We start from the raw sequence: 20176 nt of genomic DNA, 5'->3' as shown, positions 1-20176 counted from the left end.
TCCGCGAAACTGCAATTATCTGATAAGTTCGCGGAATTTTCTGGATCTCCTGCAACGCCACAGAACTTTTTCTCGCGACAACGAAAAACCGTCCCAACCCCACAAACCTTATGTCAAAACCTCAGTTCAAAATAAGTCCAGATTCGCCACCGCATTCAACTCCAGATCAGCAAAATCCCCTCGGTGATAGGCAAAGTGAGCCGCCCCCGCGATCATGGCCGCATTGTCGGTACAATACACAAGGTCTGGGTAGTATACCTGGATACCTTCCTCCTCGCCTTTCTCCCTCAGAAGTTGGCGCAACCGGGAATTGGCCGCCACACCCCCCGAAAGGATCACCGTGTTGGTGGATTTCTCCTTGGCCGCGGCCAGGGCCTTCTGGACCAGAATATCCACCACCGCCTCTTGAAAACTGGCCGCCACATCCGCAAAGTTCACCACTTCTCCCCGCTGCTTGGCATTGTGCAGGTAGTCAATCACCGCGGTCTTCAGGCCGCTGAAGCTGAAGTCATATCCCTCGTTAAGGAGGGCCCGGGGGAAGGAAATAGCTGTAGGATCCCCTTCCTTGGCCAACTTGTCGATCAGGGGGCCTCCGGGGTAACCGAGACCCATGGTCCGGGCCACTTTGTCAAAGGCCTCTCCCGCGGCATCATCCCTGGTGTGCCCCAACAGGGTATAGGCTCCCCACTGGGGCACGTAAAGCAGATCTGTATGGCCACCAGACACCGTAAGGCAGATCAAAGGCGGCATAAGCTCCGGGTGACTAAGCCGATTGGCAATAATATGTCCTTCAATATGGTTCACGCCAATTAGGGGAATCTCGGCTGCCAGGGAGATGGCCTTGGCTGCGGAAACACCCACCAAGAGGGCACCCACCAAGCCGGGACCATAGGTCACCGCTACCGCATCCAGGTCTCCGATCGTCACCTGGGCCTCCTCTAAAGCCTCCTGAATGATGGGCAAAATCGCCTCCACGTGCTTGCGGGAGGCGATCTCTGGCACCACACCACCAAACCGTTGGTGGATATCGATCTGGGAACTGATCACATTAGACAGGACCTCCGTCCCACCGCGGACAACCGCCGCGGCGGTCTCGTCACAGCTGGTCTCGATTCCCAAAATTAACTCGTTCATCACTGGTCCTCCGCTCATCCAAAACTTTCACCATCACCAAGGCATCCTCCAGGTTGTCGCTGTAGTACTGCTTGCGCACCGCCACCACCTGAAAGCCTTCCCGCTTGTACAGCCTTTGGGCCACTTTGTTGGAACACCGCACCTCCAAGGTCATCACCCGCACCTGGGCTTGTTGGGCCAACTGAATGAGGGCCCGGATTAGGCTGGTGCCGATCCCCTGACCCCGATACTCCGGACAAACGGCAATATTGGTGATGTGGCCCTCATCTTCTACGATCCAGATCCCCGCATAGCCCACTAACCGTCCTTCCAGCTTATACCCCACGTAGTAGGCCACGGAATTGTACGCTAACTCCCGCACGAAGGAATCCCGGGACCAGGGATTGGGAAAGGAGGCCCGTTCGATGGCTAGAATGTCATCAAGATCATCAAGGCCCAGTACCTCTATGACGCTTCGAAAGGGCATTTCGTTCCGCCTCCGCTTGTCGCAAATAGAACGGTTTGAGGGTAAAGGGATCATCTTGATGGCCCTGTTTGAGCATCTCCAAACCCACATGGGCCACGGAAGCAGGTCGCAGTAGAAGGTCCGGCATCGGCGCAATCCGGGCCAAGCCCGGCAGCTTGTCCAAGAGGGTTTCCCGATGCCGCAAGACCGCATCCCCCAGGAAGACTACTGTCTTCCCCTGGTTCTGGAAAAAGTCCGTCAGTTCCGTTAAAGATGTGTAGTGGGGATCTAGGACCGGCTGGAAATCCGCACTATACACAGCGGCATAGACATTCTCCCGCCGGGCATCGATGAGGGGACAAAGCAATTCCCCGCCGGCACCTTGGATCGCCAAGGCCTTTAAGGTACTCACCCCCACCAGGGGACATCCCCACACCCAAGCCAGGGTCTTAGCCACCGTGACGCCGATGCGCAAACCGGTAAAAGAACCGGGTCCTAGGCTCACCGCGATCCCAGTAATGTCCTCCCCGGAAATGTGACTATCTCTCATTAACATCTGGATGGAGCGCATCAGCCGTTCCGAATGGGTCACCGACACATTCAGCAGGTATTCCCCCCGCAGGGCCTCCTGATCCAACAGGGCCACCCCACCAGTCTGGGTAGCAGTATCAATGCCTAATACCAACACTTTACGCTGTCACCTTTCCAATTCCCGCAGACTCCAGCAGTTCCTCGGAGCGGGGGCCATGGGCCACGAAACGGAGCACCCGGCTAGTGCCGCCGCCATAGGAGAGGGAGATCTCCAGATGGTCCTCCGGCAGGACCGGTCTAATGAGATTGGCCCATTCGATGACCACTACCCCGTCACCGTAGAAGTATTCTTCAAAGCCCAGATCGTCCAGCTCCTCGATACCCTCCAGTCGGTAGACGTCGAAGTGATAGTACGGCAATCGTCCTGCGTATTCGCGAATTATGGTAAAGGTGGGACTGACAATGGGTGTGGTAATCCCCAAACCCTCCCCTACCCCCTGGCAAAAGGTAGTCTTGCCCGCACCAAGGTCCCCTTGGAGGGCCAGGACATCGCCGGGCAACAGGTAGGGAGCCAATTGTTTGCCGTATCCTTTGGTCTCTGTGGCTGAATGGGCCGTAACCGTAACCTCCATATTGTTCCCTCTCTACCTCATTCCGTAAGCCCCTTGGGCAATCAATAAGAACAAAGTCAACATATTGTACAATTCCTGATAATTCCCCGCTTGGTAAATCACCGTCTGGGGACCCTTCCGGGTCACCCCTGGCACCAATGTTACCATATCAGCTGTGCCTGGCTCAAGGAAGCTCACTTGCAAATTCGCCGGTTCTCCGAACACCACCGGCTGATAATCCCGGCAGTGGGTCACCGCCTCCCGGGCCATATTCTCAATTAACTCCCGGGCCTTCGCCGGGTGGAGTGAACAGGCGGCACAACGGCCAATACTCCTCTTCACCTGGGCCATCCGGGGTGGAGTGGGCCAGGCGGCCACTTCCCGGGCCACAGCCTCATCACCGGTCACCAGTCCCACAGGCACACCGAGGCTTCCGGCGAGGCCCGCGTTTACTGTAGCTTCTCCACAAAGCTGGCCATTGATGCGAACCTCAAGGAGGGATCGGGAACTAAAGCTGTGGGCCATGGTCCCGGTGCCAAGGCCACCCGCGGCATGATAGCCCACCAGGAAAACTAGATCAAAGTCCCGGTCCAGACCCTCCATCATCAACCAAGGTTTAGTCCGTCCCTGAATCAAAAGGGCCTCGGGATGCAGTTCCCCGGGGATCAGGTTGCACATGGTATCGTGGGCATCATTCACCACGATCTCCGTGGCCCCGCCGGCCAACGCCCCCCGAATGGCCGCGTTGACCTCTTCGGTCATGAGCCTTCTTGCTTCCAGTGAGGGATTTTCCTGCTGGGACCAACTGACGATCCCACTGATCCCCTCCAGATCTGCGGAGATGTATACCCGCACTTCCACCTCACCCTTCCTGGAGTTTTCCTGCGGCTTCCACCAACTTCAAAAATGGCATGATTGCCTTCTTGTCATGATCGAGACATAGTTCAGGATGCCACTGCAGGCCTACTGCATAGGGGTGCCTAGTTGCTTCAATGGCTTCAATGACTCCGTCGCTGGACCGAGCGGAGACCACAAGGTCGTCCCCCAAGACATCTACAGCCTGATGATGGAAGGAGTTGACCAGAAACCTCTGACCAAACATCTGCCCAACCAGACTGTCGGGCTCCCCCACCACCCAGTGGGTGGCGTACCACTTCGGCGCCAGTTGCCGGTGCTGCACCGTGGTCCACCGGGAGATATCCTGATGCAGGGTACCTCCTGCGGCCACATTCAACGCCTGCATCCCCCGGCAGATGCCCAATACGGGGACCTTCCTTTCTAGGGCATACCTGGCCACTGCCAGATGCAGACGATCGTCTTCAGGGTTCATAGACCCGCATTGTCCGTTAGGTTCCTGTCCATAGTGCAGCGGTGCCAGATCCAAGCCCCCGGGCAAAACAAAACCCTGCATGAGACTCAAGGTCCCATGCAGGTCTTCGTCGCAACTGCAAGGAATTATGATTGCTAATCCGCCCGAACGAGATACCGCCTGCACCAAGGGCTCCGAGACAGTCAAGACTTCTGCCCCGTCCACAACCCGATGATTGACGGGAATCCCGATGCGAGGTTTTGCCATCTTTTCCATCCTTGGTCCTTCATTTACAGCTCGATCAGTCCCAGGCTGATTTCCAACGCCTCGTCGACCTTTTCCATGGTCGCCCGATCGAGTCTGGCGATCTTCTCTTTAAGTCTACGCTTGTCTATGGTACGAATCTGTTCCAAAAGGATGACTGAATCCTTATCTAGCTTATACTTTTCCTTGGGAATCTCCACATGAGTAGGCATTTTCGCCTTTTTAATCCGTGACGTAATTGCTGCAATTATGGTGGTCGGGCTGTACCGATTTCCTATGTCGTTCTGCACGATTAATACAGGGCGGATACCGCCTTGTTCGGAACCTACCACCGGGTTCAAATCCGCATAGAAAATGTCGCCTCGCCTTGTTTCAAGATCTGCCACTTGCTATCCCTTCCATCAACAACGCTTCACTATAGTTTACTCAGCTTGACTTCGTATTGTTCTAGCAAGATCGCGGTGCTGCTCAGATCCTCATCGGCGAGTTCTCGATTGATGCTGGCCATCTCCTGGTAGCCTACCCGCATCCGCACCCGAATTTCCCGGCTCTTTTGGTGCCGCAGGTAGTACCGCAGGGCATCTCGGACCAGCCGACTTCTGTTCCCGTCCTGGTCTTGGACTAAACAGTCCACTTCCTCCAGCAGGCAGGGTGGAATGCAAACCATGACTCGTTTGAGATTAGGCATACAGGATCCCCACTTTCGCCTTGGCAGAACGAAGAAAAGCAGATACTCTCTCGACCCGGTACTAGTAATTATATCTTACCCAGTACCTGGGGTCAATGCCACAACTTCTACCAGCTTCCAGTAAGGTAGGGTTGCACCAACTTTAGGTATATGTTACAATCTTTATGTAACGAACATATGTTTTATTCCTTGTCCCCCACCAATTAACTCACTTACAAGGAGGACCTTCTGCCATGTCTTTAGGCCAGACAATCCGGAAACGCAGATGTCAATTGAAGCTGACCCAAGAAGAACTAGCAGGCGCCAATCTTACTAAGAGCTTTATCAGTCAGTTGGAACGTAATCTTACCAACACTTCCTTCAACAACCTCAAGATACTGGCTTCCAGGCTCCACATGACCGTGACGGATCTAGTGGCCAGTGACGATCCCTTGCTCCACGCGGAAACTGCTTGCGCCTTTGCCTGCGGATACCTATTGGCCGGCCAGTTGGCCCCGGCCCAAAGGTGGACCGACCAGGCCCAACGAATCATGGAAGAAATCCCCCAGGATCATCCCCTGATCGGTCAACTATATTATATCCGCGGGCATATCGCGTTAATGCAGGGCAAGGAAGCGGAAGCCCTTACCTTATTGGATGAATGTTTAACCTGGGCGCGCGAACTGAACCAACATCTCCTCCTATGTCAATGTCTGCTGGCCCTTGGTAAGCTGCGATACCAGCAGCGCCTTTTCCTGAAAGCCGCCCGCTTCCTGGAGGAGGCTCGGGAGACATTCTTTACACACCTACAGGAGGCGGAACCGGCCTTGGGAGTGGAAATCCTAGCTTACCTAATCCGCATCAACGAAGACTTAGGCGATCACGAAGAAGCAGCCCAGCTAGCGGCACGACAACGCATGCTCCTCGACCAGGCTGCCGACCTGACAAACTCAGCCATCTACCACCTGACCCAGGCGGAACGCCTGCACCAAGCCCAGGAATATCTCGCGGCGCAGCACCATCTACACAAAGCCCTAACGATGCTGCAGCTATCAGCCTTACCGGCCGGCAATATCCAGGACTAGTGCGCAGGCTCCCAGCATTCCGGCGTCCACGCCCAATTCCGCCGGGACGATACGGGTCTTCTCCCGCGGCCCGGCCACGGCCCGGGTGCGCACCATCTCGATCACCGGCTTGAACAGCCGATCACCCAGCTTGCTGACCCCGCCGCCGATTACAATCAGCTCGGGGTCAAAGAGGTTAATCACACTGATCATGCCCAGCCCCAGGTAATGGAAAGCCTTATCCAAAATGGCGTTGGCCACCTCGTCCCCTTGGGCAGCGGCCTCTCCCACTACTTTCGCGGAAACGGCTTCCAGATTATCCTCGACCAAGTCGCGAATCTTAGACTGGGTACCGCTCTCCAGGGCCTCCCGGGCCATGCGGGCAATCGCCGTCCCCGAAGCATAGGCCTCCAGACAACCCCGCTGCCCACAGCCACACAGGGGACCGCCGTCCTCCATCACAATATGGCCCACTTCACCAGCGGTGCCATGGGAGCCGGCATACAGGCTTCCGTTGATGATGATCCCACTGCCCACACCGGTACTGACGGTAATGTACACCATGTTCTTGGCACCGCGACCGGCACCCATCCATTTCTCCGCCAAAGCGGCGGCATTGGCGTCGTTCTCTACATAAGTAGTGATGCCGGTCAGTTCCTGCAGCATCGGCCCCAGGTGCACGTTTGTCCAGCCCAGGTTAGGTGCCGCCAGCACAATACCGGTCTCCCGATCCAATGGTCCCGGGCTGCAGACGCCGATTCCCAGCACATCCTCGGCCTTTACCCCCTGACGGTCCATCAGGGTGCGCACACTTTCCGCCATCCGGCCCAGTACCGCCTCCACACCCTCCTGGGCGGCGGTGTCCATCACCACTTGATCCAAAAGCTTGGCATCCATATCCACGATACCCGTGGCAATCTTTGTACCACCTAGATCTACACCAATCGCATATTTCCTGCTCATTTTCTCCTAACCCCTCTACATTTTACTTCCCTTTCACAAAAATGGCTGTCCCCGCGAGGACAGCCATAATCTCTATAGAACCAACTAACCTTTAGACGATCCGCTCCTCCGTATCCCGGTCGAAGAAGTGCACCTTGTTCATGTTGAACACGATCTGGTGCTCGTAGCCGTCTTCCACCTTGCTGGTGGCATCGAGCCGGGCGACGAACATGTGCTCGTCCACGGAGAAGTAGGCGTAGATTTCTGCACCCATTGGCTCCGTCACGTCCACGAAGGCCTCTACCAAGGCATCCTCGGGCTTCTCCTTCAGCAGATCCGCGTCGTGGATGTCCTCGGGCCGGATACCAAAGATGACTTCCTTATCCATGTACTCATGGAGATTCTTGTACTGGGCCAGCTTCTCACGGGGTACCTTCAGCTTGAAGGAATAGCCGTCTACCCATACATCTTCCCCTTCGCCCCGCAGGACTACGTTCAGGAAGTTCATGGCCGGGCTACCGATAAAGCCACCAACGAACACGTTCACTGGATTGTCATAGATATCCAGTGGCGCACCCACCTGCTGGATGACTCCGTCCTTCATAACGACGATCCGGTCACCCATGGTCATGGCCTCGGTCTGGTCGTGGGTAACGTAGATCATCGTGGTCTGCAGCCGGTTATGGAGCTTGCTGAGCTCCGCTCTCATCTGCACACGCAACTTCGCGTCCAAGTTGGACAGAGGTTCGTCCATCAAGAACACCTTCGGCTCACGCACGATGGCGCGTCCTACAGCCACACGCTGCCGCTGACCACCGGAGAGGGCTTTGGGCTTCCGGTCTAACAGGTTCTCAATTCCCAGCATCCGTGCGGCTTCCTTCACCCGCTGATCAATCTCTGCCCGGGGGAACCGGCGCAGTTTCAGGCCGAAGGCCATGTTGTTGTAAACGTCCATGTGGGGATACAACGCGTAGTTCTGGAACACCATCGCAATGTCTCTGTCTTTCGGCGGAATGTCGTTTACCACCACGTCACCGATGTAGATTTTTCCCTCGGTGACTTCTTCCAGTCCGGCCACCATCCGTAGGGTCGTAGACTTTCCACAACCGGAAGGACCAACTAAAACGACAAATTCCTTGTCTAATATATCGAGGTTTGCTTCATTAACAGCAATAACATTGCCGAATCTCTTCGTCACGTTATCTAATAGAACACGTGCCATTGTGGTTTCGCCTCCCAATCTATTTTCATAAACACCGGCACATAACCCGGCGGAATATTGAATCATGAAGACCCAATACACACATAATAACTTAATTCAACACACATGATCCAATATCCTGCCTCCCGCTCAGAAAATGTACCGGCAAGGTTCCATCAAAAGTTTCCAGTTCCTTTAGAATTCAATTTTATAAGCTGCCGTCAACCGCTTCGGATTCTCCGGCGTCGAAGTGAAGGTCCACTTAATCCGGTTAGGCGAAGTGTATTCCACTTGCACGAGGCTGAGCTCCGCCTCTTCGAAATCGTATTTTCCGGTAACGGACACATTTTCGAAGTAGCCGGGAATACTGAACACTTTACTTAGGGTCAACTCATTGGTAATGAAACTCTTCGCCTTGATGTCATACTGGGCCTTGATGCCCGCAGTAATACCCATGAGATCCCGCTGGGCTTGCAGGTCCATCAGCTGCCGGTTCTTGCCTCCCTGATCAAAGGTCATGTAGGCACCATTAACGGTCACACCAGCCAAGTTTACTTCCAGACCTAGCTCCTTACCGTCGGTCTTGCCACCGTAGAGCTTCTTAAGCTCAGCATTGATGTAGGGAGAATCGAAGTCACCAAAGTTCCAAAGGCCCGCCTTGAGATAGACACCATTTACCACCTTGAACCTACCGTTGACGTTGTAGGCGTTGCCATTGACCTTGTCGTTGGCAAACTGGGCGGCTACGGTCACCCGCTCGTTGACCTGGGTGCTTGCTCCAAAATGGAAGGCCAACTGGTCTTCGTCAACCCGCACATAGGTGCCGTTTACCTGTATACGGTCTACGTCACCGGCCAACCGCAGGGCCAAGGGCTTGACATCTCCATCGAAGGCATAAAGCCCGCTAATCCGCAAGTCGCCAATCCGTCCACCAGAGATCTCGATGGCACCGAGATTGGAAAATACACCCACATAGTCAGAGTACTTCACTGACATCTGACCGATCCTAGTGGTCAAGACCGGTCCAGCATTGAGAAACTGCCCGCGGGTGGTAAGCAGCGCGTTAACCTTCGGATAACCCGCCCCCGGCTTCACGGGGAAGAAGTCACCGAGACTGCCTTTGGTATCGGGGACCAGCTCCATTTGCAAACTGACCTGTTGCTCATCACCCTCAACCAGATTCATATTCAATTTGAAACCCATGTTGACGTTGAACTCAGCGTTGTCAACAATGCCAATGGCCTCCAGGGAGCCCGTCAATTCAACGGCGGACACTGCCTGGCAACTAAGTAGTAAGATAAGCATACTACATAGAACGGCAATCTTCTTTCGCATGTTTCTCCTCCTTTAGACAATATACGACTATCAACACCCATTCAAATACAGCAATGAGGTATTTAGCCCGGTTCTTCCTCCATCCGCAAATTGCACAACAATCCACCCGAGGATCATTGGTGGACATATTGCCGTATTCACGGGATGTTAGATTATACTTCGCTCCCCCATGGTGAAACTCCTTCCTATTCTCCCCACAATTTAGCGGGAAACTGGAAAGAATTCCCCATCGTGGTAGCTAGTCGGATGATAGCCACGGTCTCCTACTGTCACGACTAAGGGACATTTTAGGTCAAAATCGTCGATCATGCAAATGATCCAGTCGCGACCACAGACGCATCGCTCCTCCAAATGATCCTATGCGCAGAAGACTGTCCGGCATTCTAGGGAAGAGTCGCTTGACAATGCTAGCGCCGTTCAACCAACGGCAGAAGGAATCGGTCCCCTTGTTCTCGAATTAAATATATAGAAGGAAAACACATCTCACGAATTGCCCCGTAATGTTTTTCTTGTGGTGTTACCCATCGTTTCTACCTGGAGACATAGTAGCCACTGAACACAATCATGCACACAGCAAACTCCATGATTTGGTCATCAAGTAAAGAACTTTATCCTCGTTTCCACATACCTTAGCATGGTGAGACAAAGGGTGAATCCCGAAATGGCCACAAGGGAAAGTGTCTTTCAAGGCGGTGAGTCCATGAACATCCGAAGGAATACCCTAGGTCTTCTTATCTCCACAGCGCTCTGTCTGGCCTTTCTCCTTTTGGAACATCTGGGGATGGACCTTTACACCATCACCGAAACCCACACCTTAGCAGCCCTGGCTGCCATCGTCTTCGGCGTCTTCGCCTTGTACTTTGCAGCCTTGATCGCCACTTCCTTCTTGGTAAAAATCCGGGAGGGGTCCCCGGGCGAAGTAATCATGCTGGCAGGGCTTTATCGGGTGGTGACAGTCCTGGTGCTGATCGGCAGCATCGTCTATGTGCAGGGAAAGCTGGGGGTCTTTGCTAGCTTCTTCTCCCTTTTTGGGGGCATGCTTTTAGGTTGGTCCTTGCAGGCTCCGGTCAGTGGCCTTGCCGCTTGGGTCATGGTGACCCTTAAACGGCCCTTTCGCATCGGGGACCGGGTGCAGTTTCCCACTTTAGGCCTTACCGGTGACGTCAAGCAGATCGGTCCCATGTACACAGTCCTAGACCAGGTAGGAGGCGCCATCGGCAGTGAGGAGGCCGTAGGACGTAACGTTCTAATCCCCAACGCCATGCTGTTTAGCAGTGTGGTAATCAACTATACGGTAAAACGGGAAGCGGCATACATCCTCGACGAAGTGGTGATCCGCATCACCTACGACTCCGACTGGGACACCGCGGAGCAGATCCTACTGAATGCGGCCCGGGAAGTGACCAAGGATATTATTGAAGCCACCGGGCAAGAACCCTACATCCGCTCAGACATCTACGACTACGGCGTCTACCTACGCCTACGGTATATCACCCTGGCCACAGACCGCCCCCGAATCTCCCATCAGATTATCCAGAGAATCTTTAAAGCCTTCCAACACAACCGGAACGTGGACTTTGCCATCCCCTACGTATATTCCTTCAAACGGGGCATGTACAGCGCCTCGCAAACCGCCTATCAGATGGGGATGGTGGAGGAAATTCCCATCGAAAGCATTACCAACCCGGAGCCAATCCATCCCGACGACAAGGAAACCTTGGAAAGTGTAGAGCGCCTGGCCCAGAGCATCAAGGAGAAGGGTCTACTCCAACCCATCGTGGTTGTCCGGGAGCCCAGCAGCAACCGTTACCGGGTAGTGGCAGGCCAACGTCGGCTCCAAGCCTGCATCCGCTTGGGCTGGCACGCTGTGCCAGCGATCGTAAGAAACCCGGTGGGTACAGAAGTAGAAATCTTCCATGAGCACACCGGGCAGGGAACGGCCCTCTGAGCCTAAGGGGGGCCGCTACCAGGTATATCAAACCCGTCGTGGATTTGGAAACACCCCTTTACTAAACATCGGTGTCCTTCCATTACCTGTTCAAGGGACAAACCCCCTGATGTGCAGCCACATTAGACTCTCCTCATCTGCTAATAGGCTGGGGGCTCCGCCAAGCATAGCGTCCACGAAGGCCTCATCGGTAAGGATGACCCACCGCTCCTCCACCTGCGCTAGACGAATGTCCACGAGGCGGTACGCGTCTGCCCGTCCTCTCTGTCCAAAATGTAAAACAACAATCCGAGGGCTTCGAAGAGGTCAAGTTCCTCTCCCAAATAGAAGGCCCGGGAGGTTAACGCCGTCATGTAACCGAAGTAACCGCTGACCAGCTACACGTCGTAATCCTTGTTAACCGTCTTTGTCTTCACGACGGCCCGCTGGCCCTCCTACACCACCGATACCACCTTGAACTCGAGTTTCGTAAGGATCAGGGTAAGGGTATCCACATTGTCATCTTCCAGCAATAACAACAGGTCGCTGAACACAATAGTACTGGCGGGATCGTCGTCTAAGAAATAGTCGAAGGTTCCATTGTCACCAGTGAATTGGATATGTCTGACAGCGAATTTATTGAAACCTGTCGCGGTTTGTGGCAGATCGAGGACATGTTTAGGATCACGAAAGAGATCCTTGAAACATGATCGGTCTATGTGTCTCTTTCGGACCACATCAACGCCCATTCTCTTACCTGCTTCATTGCCCTCACCATCCTTCGGCTCCTGCAGAAAAGGACCGGCTACCGCTATTGGGCAGCGAAAACCTCAGAAGAATCGTGTGCTTCCATGAGCATGAGAACATATACATGGTCAATTACCGAAGCCAAATCTCTGATGACATTGGCCAGGCGCTCAGCATCGATTTTGCGAAAAAGCGGATGTTCTTAGGGGACATCAAAAGGGTTTGGGCGCAGCAAAGAAGAGAATTCTTCCCTACAACTTCCTGACAAATCAAGAGGCCTTCAAACCCGCTTGGTTCAAAGGTTTGAGGCCTCTTTGACGCCCAATTCACTGCAAAAGATGGGAATATATATCCATCTCCACCTGGATAATGACAAAAGGGACCAGGATAGTCTGGAAAACCACCCTGGTCCCAGGATCGTTCCATCTTTCCCTGTCATCCCTTGTTCCTAATCAGCAGATAAAGAAGGGACAAATACACCGCTTAAGAACAAGATTTGCCTTGGGGAAGACTGTCCTCAAGGCCATCCTACCGGCCTTTGTTCAGAACAAAACGGTTGATGGCGTGGGCCACCCCAGATGCATCGTGGGACAGGGTTACGTAATCGGCCACCTCTTTCAACTTAGGCGCCCCGTTTTCCATGGCCACACCGATACCGGCGGCTTTCAGAAGGGGAATATCGTTGTTTCCATCCCCGATGCTCATGATCTCCTCCCGCCGGTAGCCTAAGTTCTTTGCGATCTCCTCTAGAGCCCTACCCTTGGAGACACCGGTTTTCATCAACTCCAAGAAATGCCGTTTGGAACTGGTAATCTCCAGTTCCCCAGCAAAATCCTTCTGGAACCTAGGTTCCAGGGACTTCAGCACTTCCGGTTCATCCACGAACAACAGCTTGGTGGGTTCTCCGGAACTCGCCAAGAAGGCAGCTAAATCCCCCACCGCATGGGCAATCACCCGGGAAACCGAAAGATAAACCCCGACCGCAGGGGTGATCTCCTTGACGTAAAGCTCGTCATCAACATAAACCAAAAGGCAAAGACCTTGGGCGGCGGCCAAGGTTGCGACCCGTATCGCCACCTCCCTGGGGATGGTCTCGCAGAACCAAACCCGACCATCGGTTTCCTTCACCAAGGCACCGTTATACGTAATTAAAGGGCCTTCGATGCCCAGTTCCCGGGCAAAGGGCAAACAGGACTGATACATGCGTCCCGTAGCCAGGGTGACCATGACGCCCTGTTCCATGGCCCCGTGGATGGCCCGGCGATTCTCCTCGGAAATGCTCAAATCACTGGCCAGAAGTGTATCGTCGCAATCGATGGCCACCAGTCGAATCCTTGACACCTGCATCCTCCTCAAGCTTGATCCTCTGTTTCCCGCAGTCCTTGCCCCAGCCCCAAGTAAATATTCCGGGCCACCTCCGGGGGAATCCCGGGCACCTGACTCAACTCCTCCAAAGTGGCCTTTTGCACCGCCCGCACCGAACCAAAATGGTTAATCAAAATCTTCTTCCGCTTGGGGCCTACCCCGGGGATGGCATCTAGAGCCGAATGGCTGATCCGCTCATCCCTAAGCTTTCGGTGATAGGCCAAGGCAAAGCGGTGGGCCTCATCCCGCAGCCGCTGCAACAGACGCTTGGCTGGGGCGTCTTCCTCTAAAGGCACCGGCCGGGACTGTCCCGGCAAGAAGACCTCCTCTTCCCTCTCGGCCAAACTCAGCAGGGGCACATCCTCCCAGCCCTCTTCCACCAAAACCTCCTGCACCGCGCTCAACTGCCCCCGGCCTCCATCCACCAAGATGAGATCGGGCTTTTCGGCAAAGGAAGCCTGGGGGTCATCCCGGCGAAAGGCCCTTATCCGGCGGCGCACCACTTCCTGCAACATCTGAAAGTCGTTTTGGCCCTCGACGGTCTTGATCTTAAACCGTCGATACTGACTGGGATCGGGCACTCCATCGATGGCCACCACCATAGCCCCCACCGCATCCTGTTCTCCTAGGTTAGAAATGTCGTAGCCTTCAATCCGTCGGGGTGCGTCCTCCAGTCCTACCAACCGAGCCAATTGGGCCAGTCCCTCTTCCTGCATCTTCTTTGCCCGCTTTTTGGCCAAGAGTTGTTCTTCCAGCTTCATCCGGGCATTGCGGGCCACCAGCTGCATTAACTCCTTCAGTCGGCCCCGCTTGGGTACATGCAAAACCACCTTCTTGCCCCGCAGTTGGCTCAGCCACTGGGACAACAGGTCTGCGTTGGCCACCTCCTCCCCAAGGGCGATCTTGGGGGGAATATAGGACGCCCGGGTATAATGCTGCTGGAGGAAAGCCTCTAAAATCTCGGAGCCTGTAACCTCCCCCTGGGTCTCCATCAGAAAGTGGTCCCGCCCGATGACCCTTCCTTCCCGGATATGAAAGACCTGGACACAGATCAGATCCCCTTCCAGGGCATAGGCCACCAGATCCATCTCCTCTTTGGTGCCACTGGCGATCTTCTGGGGTTCCACTGTCCTTTGCAAGGCAATAATCTGATCCCGGAGTTCCGCGGCCCGTTCAAAGTCCAGTTGGGCGGCAGCCTTTTCCATCTGCCCGGTAAGGCGTTTGATGATTTCGTCGGCATTGCCCTGAAGGAAAAGACAAATCTGGTCCACCAATTCCCGGTAGGCCTCCTCGCTGATCTTGCTGCAACAAGGGGCCCGACAGCGGCCAATATGGTAGTTCAGACAAGGCCGTGATTTGGTGGTTAAGGGTCCCCGGCAGGTTCGGGTGGGAAAGATCTTCTGCAAAAGGTTCAGACTCTGCTTCAGGGCTCCCACATCAGTGTAGGGTCCGAAATATTTCGCGTTGTCCCGTCCAATCCGCCGCACCACCTCCACCCGGGGAAATCGCTCCTGGACGGTCACCCGGACGTAGGGGTAGGCCTTGTCATCCTTCAACCGAATGTTGTAGAAGGGTTTGTGTTCCTTAATCAGGGTACTCTCCAGGATCAACGCTTCCACTTCGGAATCGGTGACGATGTAATCCACATCGGCCACGCGATTGGCCAAGGCTTGGGTTTTCGGTGATTTTTCCCCCTCTTGGAAATAGGAGCGGACCCGGCTGCGCAGAGAAGTGGCCTTACCCACATAGATCACTTCCCCGTCCTCGTCCTTCATCATATAGACACCGGGCTTGGGGGGAAGCATATCCAATTGCTGTCTCAGTCGTTCACGCTCCATATCCTCACCTACTCCTATCCCTCTGCAAGATGCGGCGCAGGAATTGTCCCGTGTAGGAGCTGGGGTGATCCGCCACCTCCTCCGGTGTACCGCAGGCCACGACCTCCCCGCCCCCCGCACCCCCCTCGGGACCCAAATCGACGATGTAGTCAGCAGTCTTAATTACATCCAGGTTATGCTCAATCACCAGCACCGTGTTCCCCATCTCCACCAACCGGTGCAGGACCTCTAGCAATCGCTTAATGTCCGCGGCATGAAGGCCCGTGGTGGGCTCATCTAATACGTACAGGGTCCGACCGGTGCTCCGCCGCTGCAGCTCCGTGGCCAATTTCACCCGCTGGGCCTCTCCACCGGAGAGGGTAGTGGCCGGCTGGCCCAGGGAAATGTAACCCAGGCCCACATCGTTCAAGGTCGCTAGCTTCCGCTGAATCTGAGGGATGTTACTGAAGAAATCCAAGGCCTCCGCCACGGACATCTCCAAGACGTCGGCAATACTCTTACCCTTATAGGTGATCTCCAAAGTCTCTCGGTTGTACCGTTTGCCCTTGCACACCTCACAGGGCACGTACACATCGGGGAGGAAATGCATCTGGATCCGGATGATCCCATCACCCCGACAGGATTCACACCGACCGCCACTGATATTGAAACTGAAGCGGCCCTTCTTGTAGCCCCGCATCCGGGCTTCGGGGGTCATGGCAAACAGCTCCCGGATATCATCGAAGACGCCGGTGTAGGTAACCGGATTGGACCGGGGTGTGCGCCCGATGGGGGACTGGTCAATATTGATCACCTTGTCCAGGTGCTCTTTCCCCTCGATTCGGTCGTGGGCCCCACCGTGACCGGCGGCTCGGTTCAGGTCGTGGCGCAGCTGTTTGTATAGGATTTCGTTTACCAAAGTGCTCTTCCCTGAACCCGACACCCCGGTGACGCAGACGAAAGTGCCCAGGGGGATGCTCACCGTAATATCCTTCAAGTTATGCTCCCGGGCCCCCACCACCCGCAAAACCTTTCCGGAACCCTCCCGCCTTTGTTTGGGGATCGGAATGTACTCGGGATCCGACAGGAATTGTCCCGTGAGGGAATTGGGATTAGCGATAATCTCCTCCACGGTCCCCTGGGCCACCACCTCACCGCCCCGGGCACCAGCCCCCGGGCCAATGTCCACGATCCAGTCCGCAGCCCGAATGGTATCTTCATCGTGTTCCACCACGATCACCGTGTTGCCTAGATCCCGCAGTCCCTTCAGGGTGTCGATCAACCGCTGGTTGTCCCGCTGGTGCAGCCCAATGGAGGGCTCATCGAGGATATACAATACCCCCACTAGACCGGAACCAATCTGGGTAGCCAGCCGGATCCGCTGGGCCTCCCCCCCCGAAAGGGTATTGGCACTGCGGGAAAGGGTCAAGTAGCCCAGGCCCACGTCCACCAGGAACTGCAGCCTGGCCCGGATCTCCTTCAGGATTTGCCGGGCAATCTGCTCCTCCCGCTCAGTCAGGGACAGGTTCTGGAAGAACTCCAAGGCCTCGGTAATGGAGTAATCGGTAACCTGGGCGATGTTGAGCCCGCCTACCGTCACCGCTAGGCTCTCGGGCCGCAGCCGCTTGCCCCCGCAGGTCTCACAGGGCAGCTGTTCCATGTAGGGATTGACTCTATCGGGAACGCTGCCGTTGTTGCCGTTTTCCTGCATATACTCCTCCAAGTACCCCACGACCCCCTCAAAGGCCACCCGGAAAGTCCTGGTCTGGTGGCGCTGGTTGGTGTACAAAAAGGAGACTTCCTTACCCTTTGTCCCGTATAAGAGAACGTCCAACTGCTCCGGCTTCAGCTGTTCCAAGGGTACATCGGGATCGATCCCATACTCCCTGCAAACGGCCCCCAGGATCCCATGAAGCCACTTGCTATTCCGATCCGCCCAGGGGATGATCCCCCCCTCATTAATGGAGCGCTCCAGGTCCAACACTAGCCGGGGGTTAATCTCCATCCGGGTCCCTAACCCATCACAGGCGGGACAGGCTCCATAGGGGGCATTGAAGGAAAACATCCGGGGCTCTAACTCTGGCACACTGATGCCACAGTAACTGCAGGCCAAGTGTTCAGAAAAAAGTAAAGTTTCCTCCCCCACCACATCGATGAGGACCACACCTTCACCAGCATGGAGGGCCGTATCCACCGAATCGGTGAGGCGGCTTTCGATACCTTCCTTAATCACGAGCCGGTCCACCACGATCTCAATGTGATGGATCTTGTATTTGTCCAACTGGATGTCTTCGTTGACGTCCCGGACTTCACCGTCCACCCGCACCCGGACGTACCCGTCTTTACGAATCTGCTCGAAGACCTGTTTGTGCTCCCCCTTGCGTCCCCGCACCACTGGCGCTAACACCTGGATCCGCGTACCTGTGGGCAGCGCCATGATCTGATCCACAATCTGGTCGATGGATTGGCTTTCAATGGGCCGTCCACATTGGTAGCAGTGGCTCTTGCCAATGCGGGCGTAAAGCAACCGCAGATAGTCGTAGATCTCTGTGACGGTCCCCACGGTGGACCGGGGATTGTGACTGGTGGTCTTCTGATCGATGGAGATGGCTGGCGACAAGCCCTCAATAAGCTCCACTTCCGGCTTGTCCATTTGCCCCAAAAATTGCCGGGCGTAGGAAGACAAGGACTCCACATAACGCCGCTGCCCTTCCGCATAGATGGTGTCAAAAGCCAAACTGGACTTGCCCGAACCGGAGATCCCGGTGAACACAATCAACTTGTTCCGCGGCAAATCCAGATCGATATTCTTTAGATTATGCTGTCGTGCTCCGCGAATGACAATTTGATCACGCATGGGCACTATCCTCCTCACCCACGGGTAACGCTCGGAAGCTTTCTCTCAGTTGGCGGATCTGGTCACGCAACTCTGCGGCCCGCTCGAACTCCAAGGCCTGCGCGGCCGCGAACATCTCCTTTTCCAACTCCTTGATGGTCTTGGCCAGATCCTTCGGATTGGTGACCAGTTCCCGCGTAGACACCGGTCCTGTGTCCGGCGCCTCGATCCCCACCCGGTCCCGCACCGCCTTCTGCACCGTCTGAGGAGTGATATTGTGCTCTTTGTTGTATCTTTCCTGGATGGCCCGTCGGCGGTTGGTCTCGGAGATAGCCCGCTCCATGGCCTCGGTGATCCGGTCGGCATACATAACCACCCGACCGTGGACGTTGCGTGCCGCCCGTCCAATGGTCTGAATGAGAGCCACCTCCGATCGGAGGAACCCTTCTTTGTCCGCATCGAGAATAGCCACCAGGGACACTTCCGGCAGGTCCAACCCTTCGCGCAGCAGGTTAATCCCCACCAGCACGTCGAACTCCCCCAGCCGTAGATCCCGGATAATCTCTGTCCGGGTAAGGGCGTCGATCTCCGAGTGAAGGTAACGCACCCGGATCCCCATCTCGTTGAGGTACTCCGTCAGGTCTTCGGCCATCTTGATGGTCAAAGTGGTAACCAAGGCCCGCTCGCCCCGCTGGATCACCACCCGCAGTTCCTCCAAGAGGTCGTCGATCTGCCCCTCCACCGGCTTTACCACCACCACCGGATCCAGCAACCCCGTAGGCCGGATGATCTGCTCCACCACGATATCCGTCTGACTCAATTCGTAGGGACCGGGGGTTGCGGAGACGAAGATCACCTGGTTCACATGCTCCTCAAACTCATCAAAGGTCAAGGGTCGGTTGTCCAGGGCCGAGGGCAGGCGAAAGCCAAAATTAACGAGGGTCTCCTTCCGGGACCGGTCCCCTGCATACATCCCCCGAATCTGAGGAATGGTCTGGTGGGATTCGTCCACCACCAAAAGGTAGTCGTCGGGGAAATAGTCCATGAGCGTGGTGGGCGGCTCCCCAGGCTTTCGCTGGGCCAGATGCCGGGAGTAGTTCTCAATACCGGTACAGTAGCCCACCTGCTCCATCATCTCCAGATCGTACAAAGTGCGCTGCTTCAACCGTTGGGCTTCCAAAAGCTTTCCCTGGCTTTCCAAAAGTCTCAGCTGTTCTGCCAGTTCCTCCCGGATGGACGCGATGGCCCGCTTCATTTTCTCCTTGGTGGTCACATAGTGGGAAGCTGGGTAGATCGCCACGTGACGTTTTTCTCCCAGGATCTCGCCGGTAACGGGATCCACCTCCACGATCCGGTCTACCTCATCGCCGAAAAGCTCAAAGCGGAGGACGTGATCGTGGTAGACGGGCATGATCTCAATCACATCACCCCGTACCCGAAAGGTACCCCGCTGAAACCCGTAGTCATTGCGTTCGTATTGGATGTCCACCAACCGGCGCAGGATCTCGTCCCGTTCCATAGTCTGGCCATACTCCAAAGACAGGGTGAGCCCCACATAATCCTCGGGAGAGCCCAAACCGTAAATACAGGAAACGCTGGCCACCACAATCACATCCCGCCGTTCGAACAGGGCACTAGTGGCCGCGTGGCGGAGTTTATCGATCTCGTCGTTGATGGAGGCGTCCTTTTCGATATAGGTGTCCGTCTGGGGAACATAGGCCTCAGGCTGATAATAGTCGTAGTAACTGACAAAGTAATGGACCGCATTGTGGGGGAAGAACTCCCGAAACTCGCCGTACAACTGGGCAGCCAAGGTCTTGTTGTGGGCGATGACCAGCGTGGGTTTTTGCACCCGGGCGATCACATTGGCAATGGTATAGGTTTTTCCCGTACCCGTGGCCCCCAACAGAATCTGGGCCTTCTTCCCCGCCAGGATGTTGCTGCTCAGCTTCTCGATGGCCTGGGGCTGATCCCCTTTGGG

At 55.4% G+C, this 20176-nt stretch carries 19 protein-coding genes; 2 read left to right on the top strand and 17 right to left on the bottom strand.

Translation table 11 applies throughout. The features are described from left to right. Positions 1–126 precede the first annotated feature (126 nt). Genes tsaD through GXX57_04455 form a run of 8 tightly spaced genes read right to left on the bottom strand, consistent with a single transcriptional unit; the run spans position 127 to position 4982 of the window. On the bottom strand, positions 127–1134 hold the full coding sequence (gene tsaD / locus GXX57_04490) for a tRNA (adenosine(37)-N6)-threonylcarbamoyltransferase complex transferase subunit TsaD (protein ID HHV43911.1): 1008 nt from the start codon (positions 1132–1134) through the stop codon (positions 127–129). Next, positions 1097–1654, bottom strand: a complete 558-nt coding sequence (gene rimI / locus GXX57_04485; protein HHV43910.1) for a ribosomal protein S18-alanine N-acetyltransferase — start codon at positions 1652–1654, stop codon at positions 1097–1099. The genes tsaD and rimI overlap by 38 nt, the downstream gene beginning before the upstream one ends. Then, positions 1563–2267 (bottom strand): tRNA (adenosine(37)-N6)-threonylcarbamoyltransferase complex dimerization subunit type 1 TsaB, encoded by a 705-nt coding sequence (gene tsaB / locus GXX57_04480; protein HHV43909.1) that lies wholly within the window; start codon positions 2265–2267, stop codon positions 1563–1565. Before tsaB ends, rimI begins: the two co-directional genes overlap by 92 nt. A 1-nt stretch (position 2268) precedes the next feature. After that, positions 2269–2742, bottom strand: a complete 474-nt coding sequence (gene tsaE, locus GXX57_04475; protein ID HHV43908.1) for a tRNA (adenosine(37)-N6)-threonylcarbamoyltransferase complex ATPase subunit type 1 TsaE — start codon at positions 2740–2742, stop codon at positions 2269–2271. A 12-nt stretch (positions 2743–2754) separates the two neighbouring features. Beyond that, entirely contained in the window at positions 2755–3582 is an 828-nt protein-coding gene (locus GXX57_04470) for a M55 family metallopeptidase (protein HHV43907.1), read from the bottom strand. A gap of 1 nt (position 3583) precedes the next feature. Further along, entirely contained in the window at positions 3584–4297 is a 714-nt protein-coding gene (locus GXX57_04465) for a gamma-glutamyl-gamma-aminobutyrate hydrolase family protein (GenBank protein HHV43906.1), read from the bottom strand. A gap of 23 nt (positions 4298–4320) precedes the next feature. Further along, positions 4321–4680, bottom strand: a complete 360-nt coding sequence (locus GXX57_04460; protein HHV43905.1) for a type II toxin-antitoxin system PemK/MazF family toxin — start codon at positions 4678–4680, stop codon at positions 4321–4323. A gap of 29 nt (positions 4681–4709) precedes the next feature. Next, on the bottom strand, positions 4710–4982 hold the full coding sequence (locus GXX57_04455) for a CopG family transcriptional regulator (protein ID HHV43904.1): 273 nt from the start codon (positions 4980–4982) through the stop codon (positions 4710–4712). 233 nt (positions 4983–5215) lie between these two features. Here GXX57_04455 and GXX57_04450 point away from each other — a divergent pair, with 233 nt between their 5' ends. Further along, complete coding sequence (locus GXX57_04450; GenBank protein ID HHV43903.1) at positions 5216–6046, top strand: helix-turn-helix transcriptional regulator; 831 nt, start codon at positions 5216–5218, stop codon at positions 6044–6046. Here the strand turns inward: GXX57_04450 and GXX57_04445 are convergent. The 3 genes from GXX57_04445 to GXX57_04435 form a co-directional block, all read right to left on the bottom strand. Continuing rightward, the gene (locus GXX57_04445) at positions 6020–6988 is read right to left on the bottom strand and encodes an ROK family protein (GenBank protein HHV43902.1); all 969 of its coding nucleotides are present in this window, start codon (positions 6986–6988) and stop codon (positions 6020–6022) included. The two genes, GXX57_04450 and GXX57_04445, sit on opposite strands and share 27 nt — an antisense overlap. Positions 6989–7079: 91 nt before the next feature. Continuing rightward, on the bottom strand, positions 7080–8189 hold the full coding sequence (ugpC, locus tag GXX57_04440) for a sn-glycerol-3-phosphate ABC transporter ATP-binding protein UgpC (GenBank protein HHV43901.1): 1110 nt from the start codon (positions 8187–8189) through the stop codon (positions 7080–7082). A gap of 174 nt (positions 8190–8363) precedes the next feature. Continuing rightward, a complete protein-coding gene (locus GXX57_04435; protein ID HHV43900.1) occupies positions 8364–9503 on the bottom strand; it encodes a hypothetical protein in 1140 nt (379 codons plus the stop codon). A 634-nt stretch (positions 9504–10137) separates the two neighbouring features. Here GXX57_04435 and GXX57_04430 point away from each other — a divergent pair. After that, positions 10138–11451 carry a mechanosensitive ion channel gene (locus GXX57_04430; GenBank protein ID HHV43899.1) on the top strand — a complete coding sequence of 438 codons (1314 nt, stop codon included), beginning with the start codon at positions 10138–10140 and terminating at the stop codon, positions 11449–11451. Positions 11452–11541: 90 nt separating this feature from the next. On the opposite strand, the gene GXX57_04425 is transcribed toward GXX57_04430, so the two are convergent. The 6 genes from GXX57_04425 to uvrB all read right to left on the bottom strand — a co-directional run. Beyond that, entirely contained in the window at positions 11542–11688 is a 147-nt protein-coding gene (locus tag GXX57_04425; protein ID HHV43898.1) for a hypothetical protein, read from the bottom strand. 197 nt (positions 11689–11885) lie between these two features. Continuing rightward, positions 11886–12179 carry a hypothetical protein gene (locus GXX57_04420; protein HHV43897.1) on the bottom strand — a complete coding sequence of 98 codons (294 nt, stop codon included), beginning with the start codon at positions 12177–12179 and terminating at the stop codon, positions 11886–11888. Between the two features lie 526 nt (positions 12180–12705). Next, on the bottom strand, positions 12706–13518 hold the full coding sequence (locus GXX57_04415) for an HAD family phosphatase (GenBank protein ID HHV43896.1): 813 nt from the start codon (positions 13516–13518) through the stop codon (positions 12706–12708). 11 nt (positions 13519–13529) lie between these two features. Further along, positions 13530–15380 (bottom strand): excinuclease ABC subunit UvrC, encoded by a 1851-nt coding sequence (gene uvrC, locus GXX57_04410; GenBank protein HHV43895.1) that lies wholly within the window; start codon positions 15378–15380, stop codon positions 13530–13532. A gap of 4 nt (positions 15381–15384) precedes the next feature. After that, positions 15385–18216, bottom strand: a complete 2832-nt coding sequence (gene uvrA, locus GXX57_04405; GenBank protein HHV43894.1) for an excinuclease ABC subunit UvrA — start codon at positions 18214–18216, stop codon at positions 15385–15387. Then, a partial coding sequence (uvrB, locus tag GXX57_04400) for an excinuclease ABC subunit UvrB (protein ID HHV43893.1) occupies positions 18209–20176 on the bottom strand: 1968 nt, incomplete at its 5' end. The genes uvrB and uvrA, both read right to left, overlap by 8 nt.

It is taken from the genome of Bacillota bacterium, assembly GCA_012839765.1.
Taxonomy (GTDB): domain Bacteria; phylum Bacillota; class Limnochordia; order DUMW01; family DUMW01; genus DUMW01.
This window is presented reverse-complemented; position numbering and strand designations above follow the sequence as displayed.

Coding starts and splice junctions, on each gene's coding strand:
- tsaD (HHV43911.1), bottom strand. CDS start 1,134: ATGAACGAGTTAATTTTGGGAATCGAGACCAGCTGTGACGAGACCGCC.
- rimI (HHV43910.1), bottom strand. CDS start 1,654: ATGATCCCTTTACCCTCAAACCGTTCTATTTGCGACAAGCGGAGGCGG.
- tsaE (HHV43908.1), bottom strand. CDS start 2,742: ATGGAGGTTACGGTTACGGCCCATTCAGCCACAGAGACCAAAGGATAC.
- GXX57_04465 (HHV43906.1), bottom strand. CDS start 4,297: ATGGCAAAACCTCGCATCGGGATTCCCGTCAATCATCGGGTTGTGGAC.
- GXX57_04455 (HHV43904.1), bottom strand. CDS start 4,982: ATGCCTAATCTCAAACGAGTCATGGTTTGCATTCCACCCTGCCTGCTG.
- GXX57_04450 (HHV43903.1), top strand. CDS start 5,216: ATGTCTTTAGGCCAGACAATCCGGAAACGCAGATGTCAATTGAAGCTG.
- GXX57_04445 (HHV43902.1), bottom strand. CDS start 6,988: ATGAGCAGGAAATATGCGATTGGTGTAGATCTAGGTGGTACAAAGATT.
- ugpC (HHV43901.1), bottom strand. CDS start 8,189: ATGGCACGTGTTCTATTAGATAACGTGACGAAGAGATTCGGCAATGTT.
- GXX57_04435 (HHV43900.1), bottom strand. CDS start 9,503: ATGCGAAAGAAGATTGCCGTTCTATGTAGTATGCTTATCTTACTACTT.
- GXX57_04430 (HHV43899.1), top strand. CDS start 10,138: ATGGTGAGACAAAGGGTGAATCCCGAAATGGCCACAAGGGAAAGTGTC.
- GXX57_04420 (HHV43897.1), bottom strand. CDS start 12,179: ATGGGCGTTGATGTGGTCCGAAAGAGACACATAGACCGATCATGTTTC.
- uvrC (HHV43895.1), bottom strand. CDS start 15,380: ATGGAGCGTGAACGACTGAGACAGCAATTGGATATGCTTCCCCCCAAG.
- uvrA (HHV43894.1), bottom strand. CDS start 18,216: ATGCGTGATCAAATTGTCATTCGCGGAGCACGACAGCATAATCTAAAG.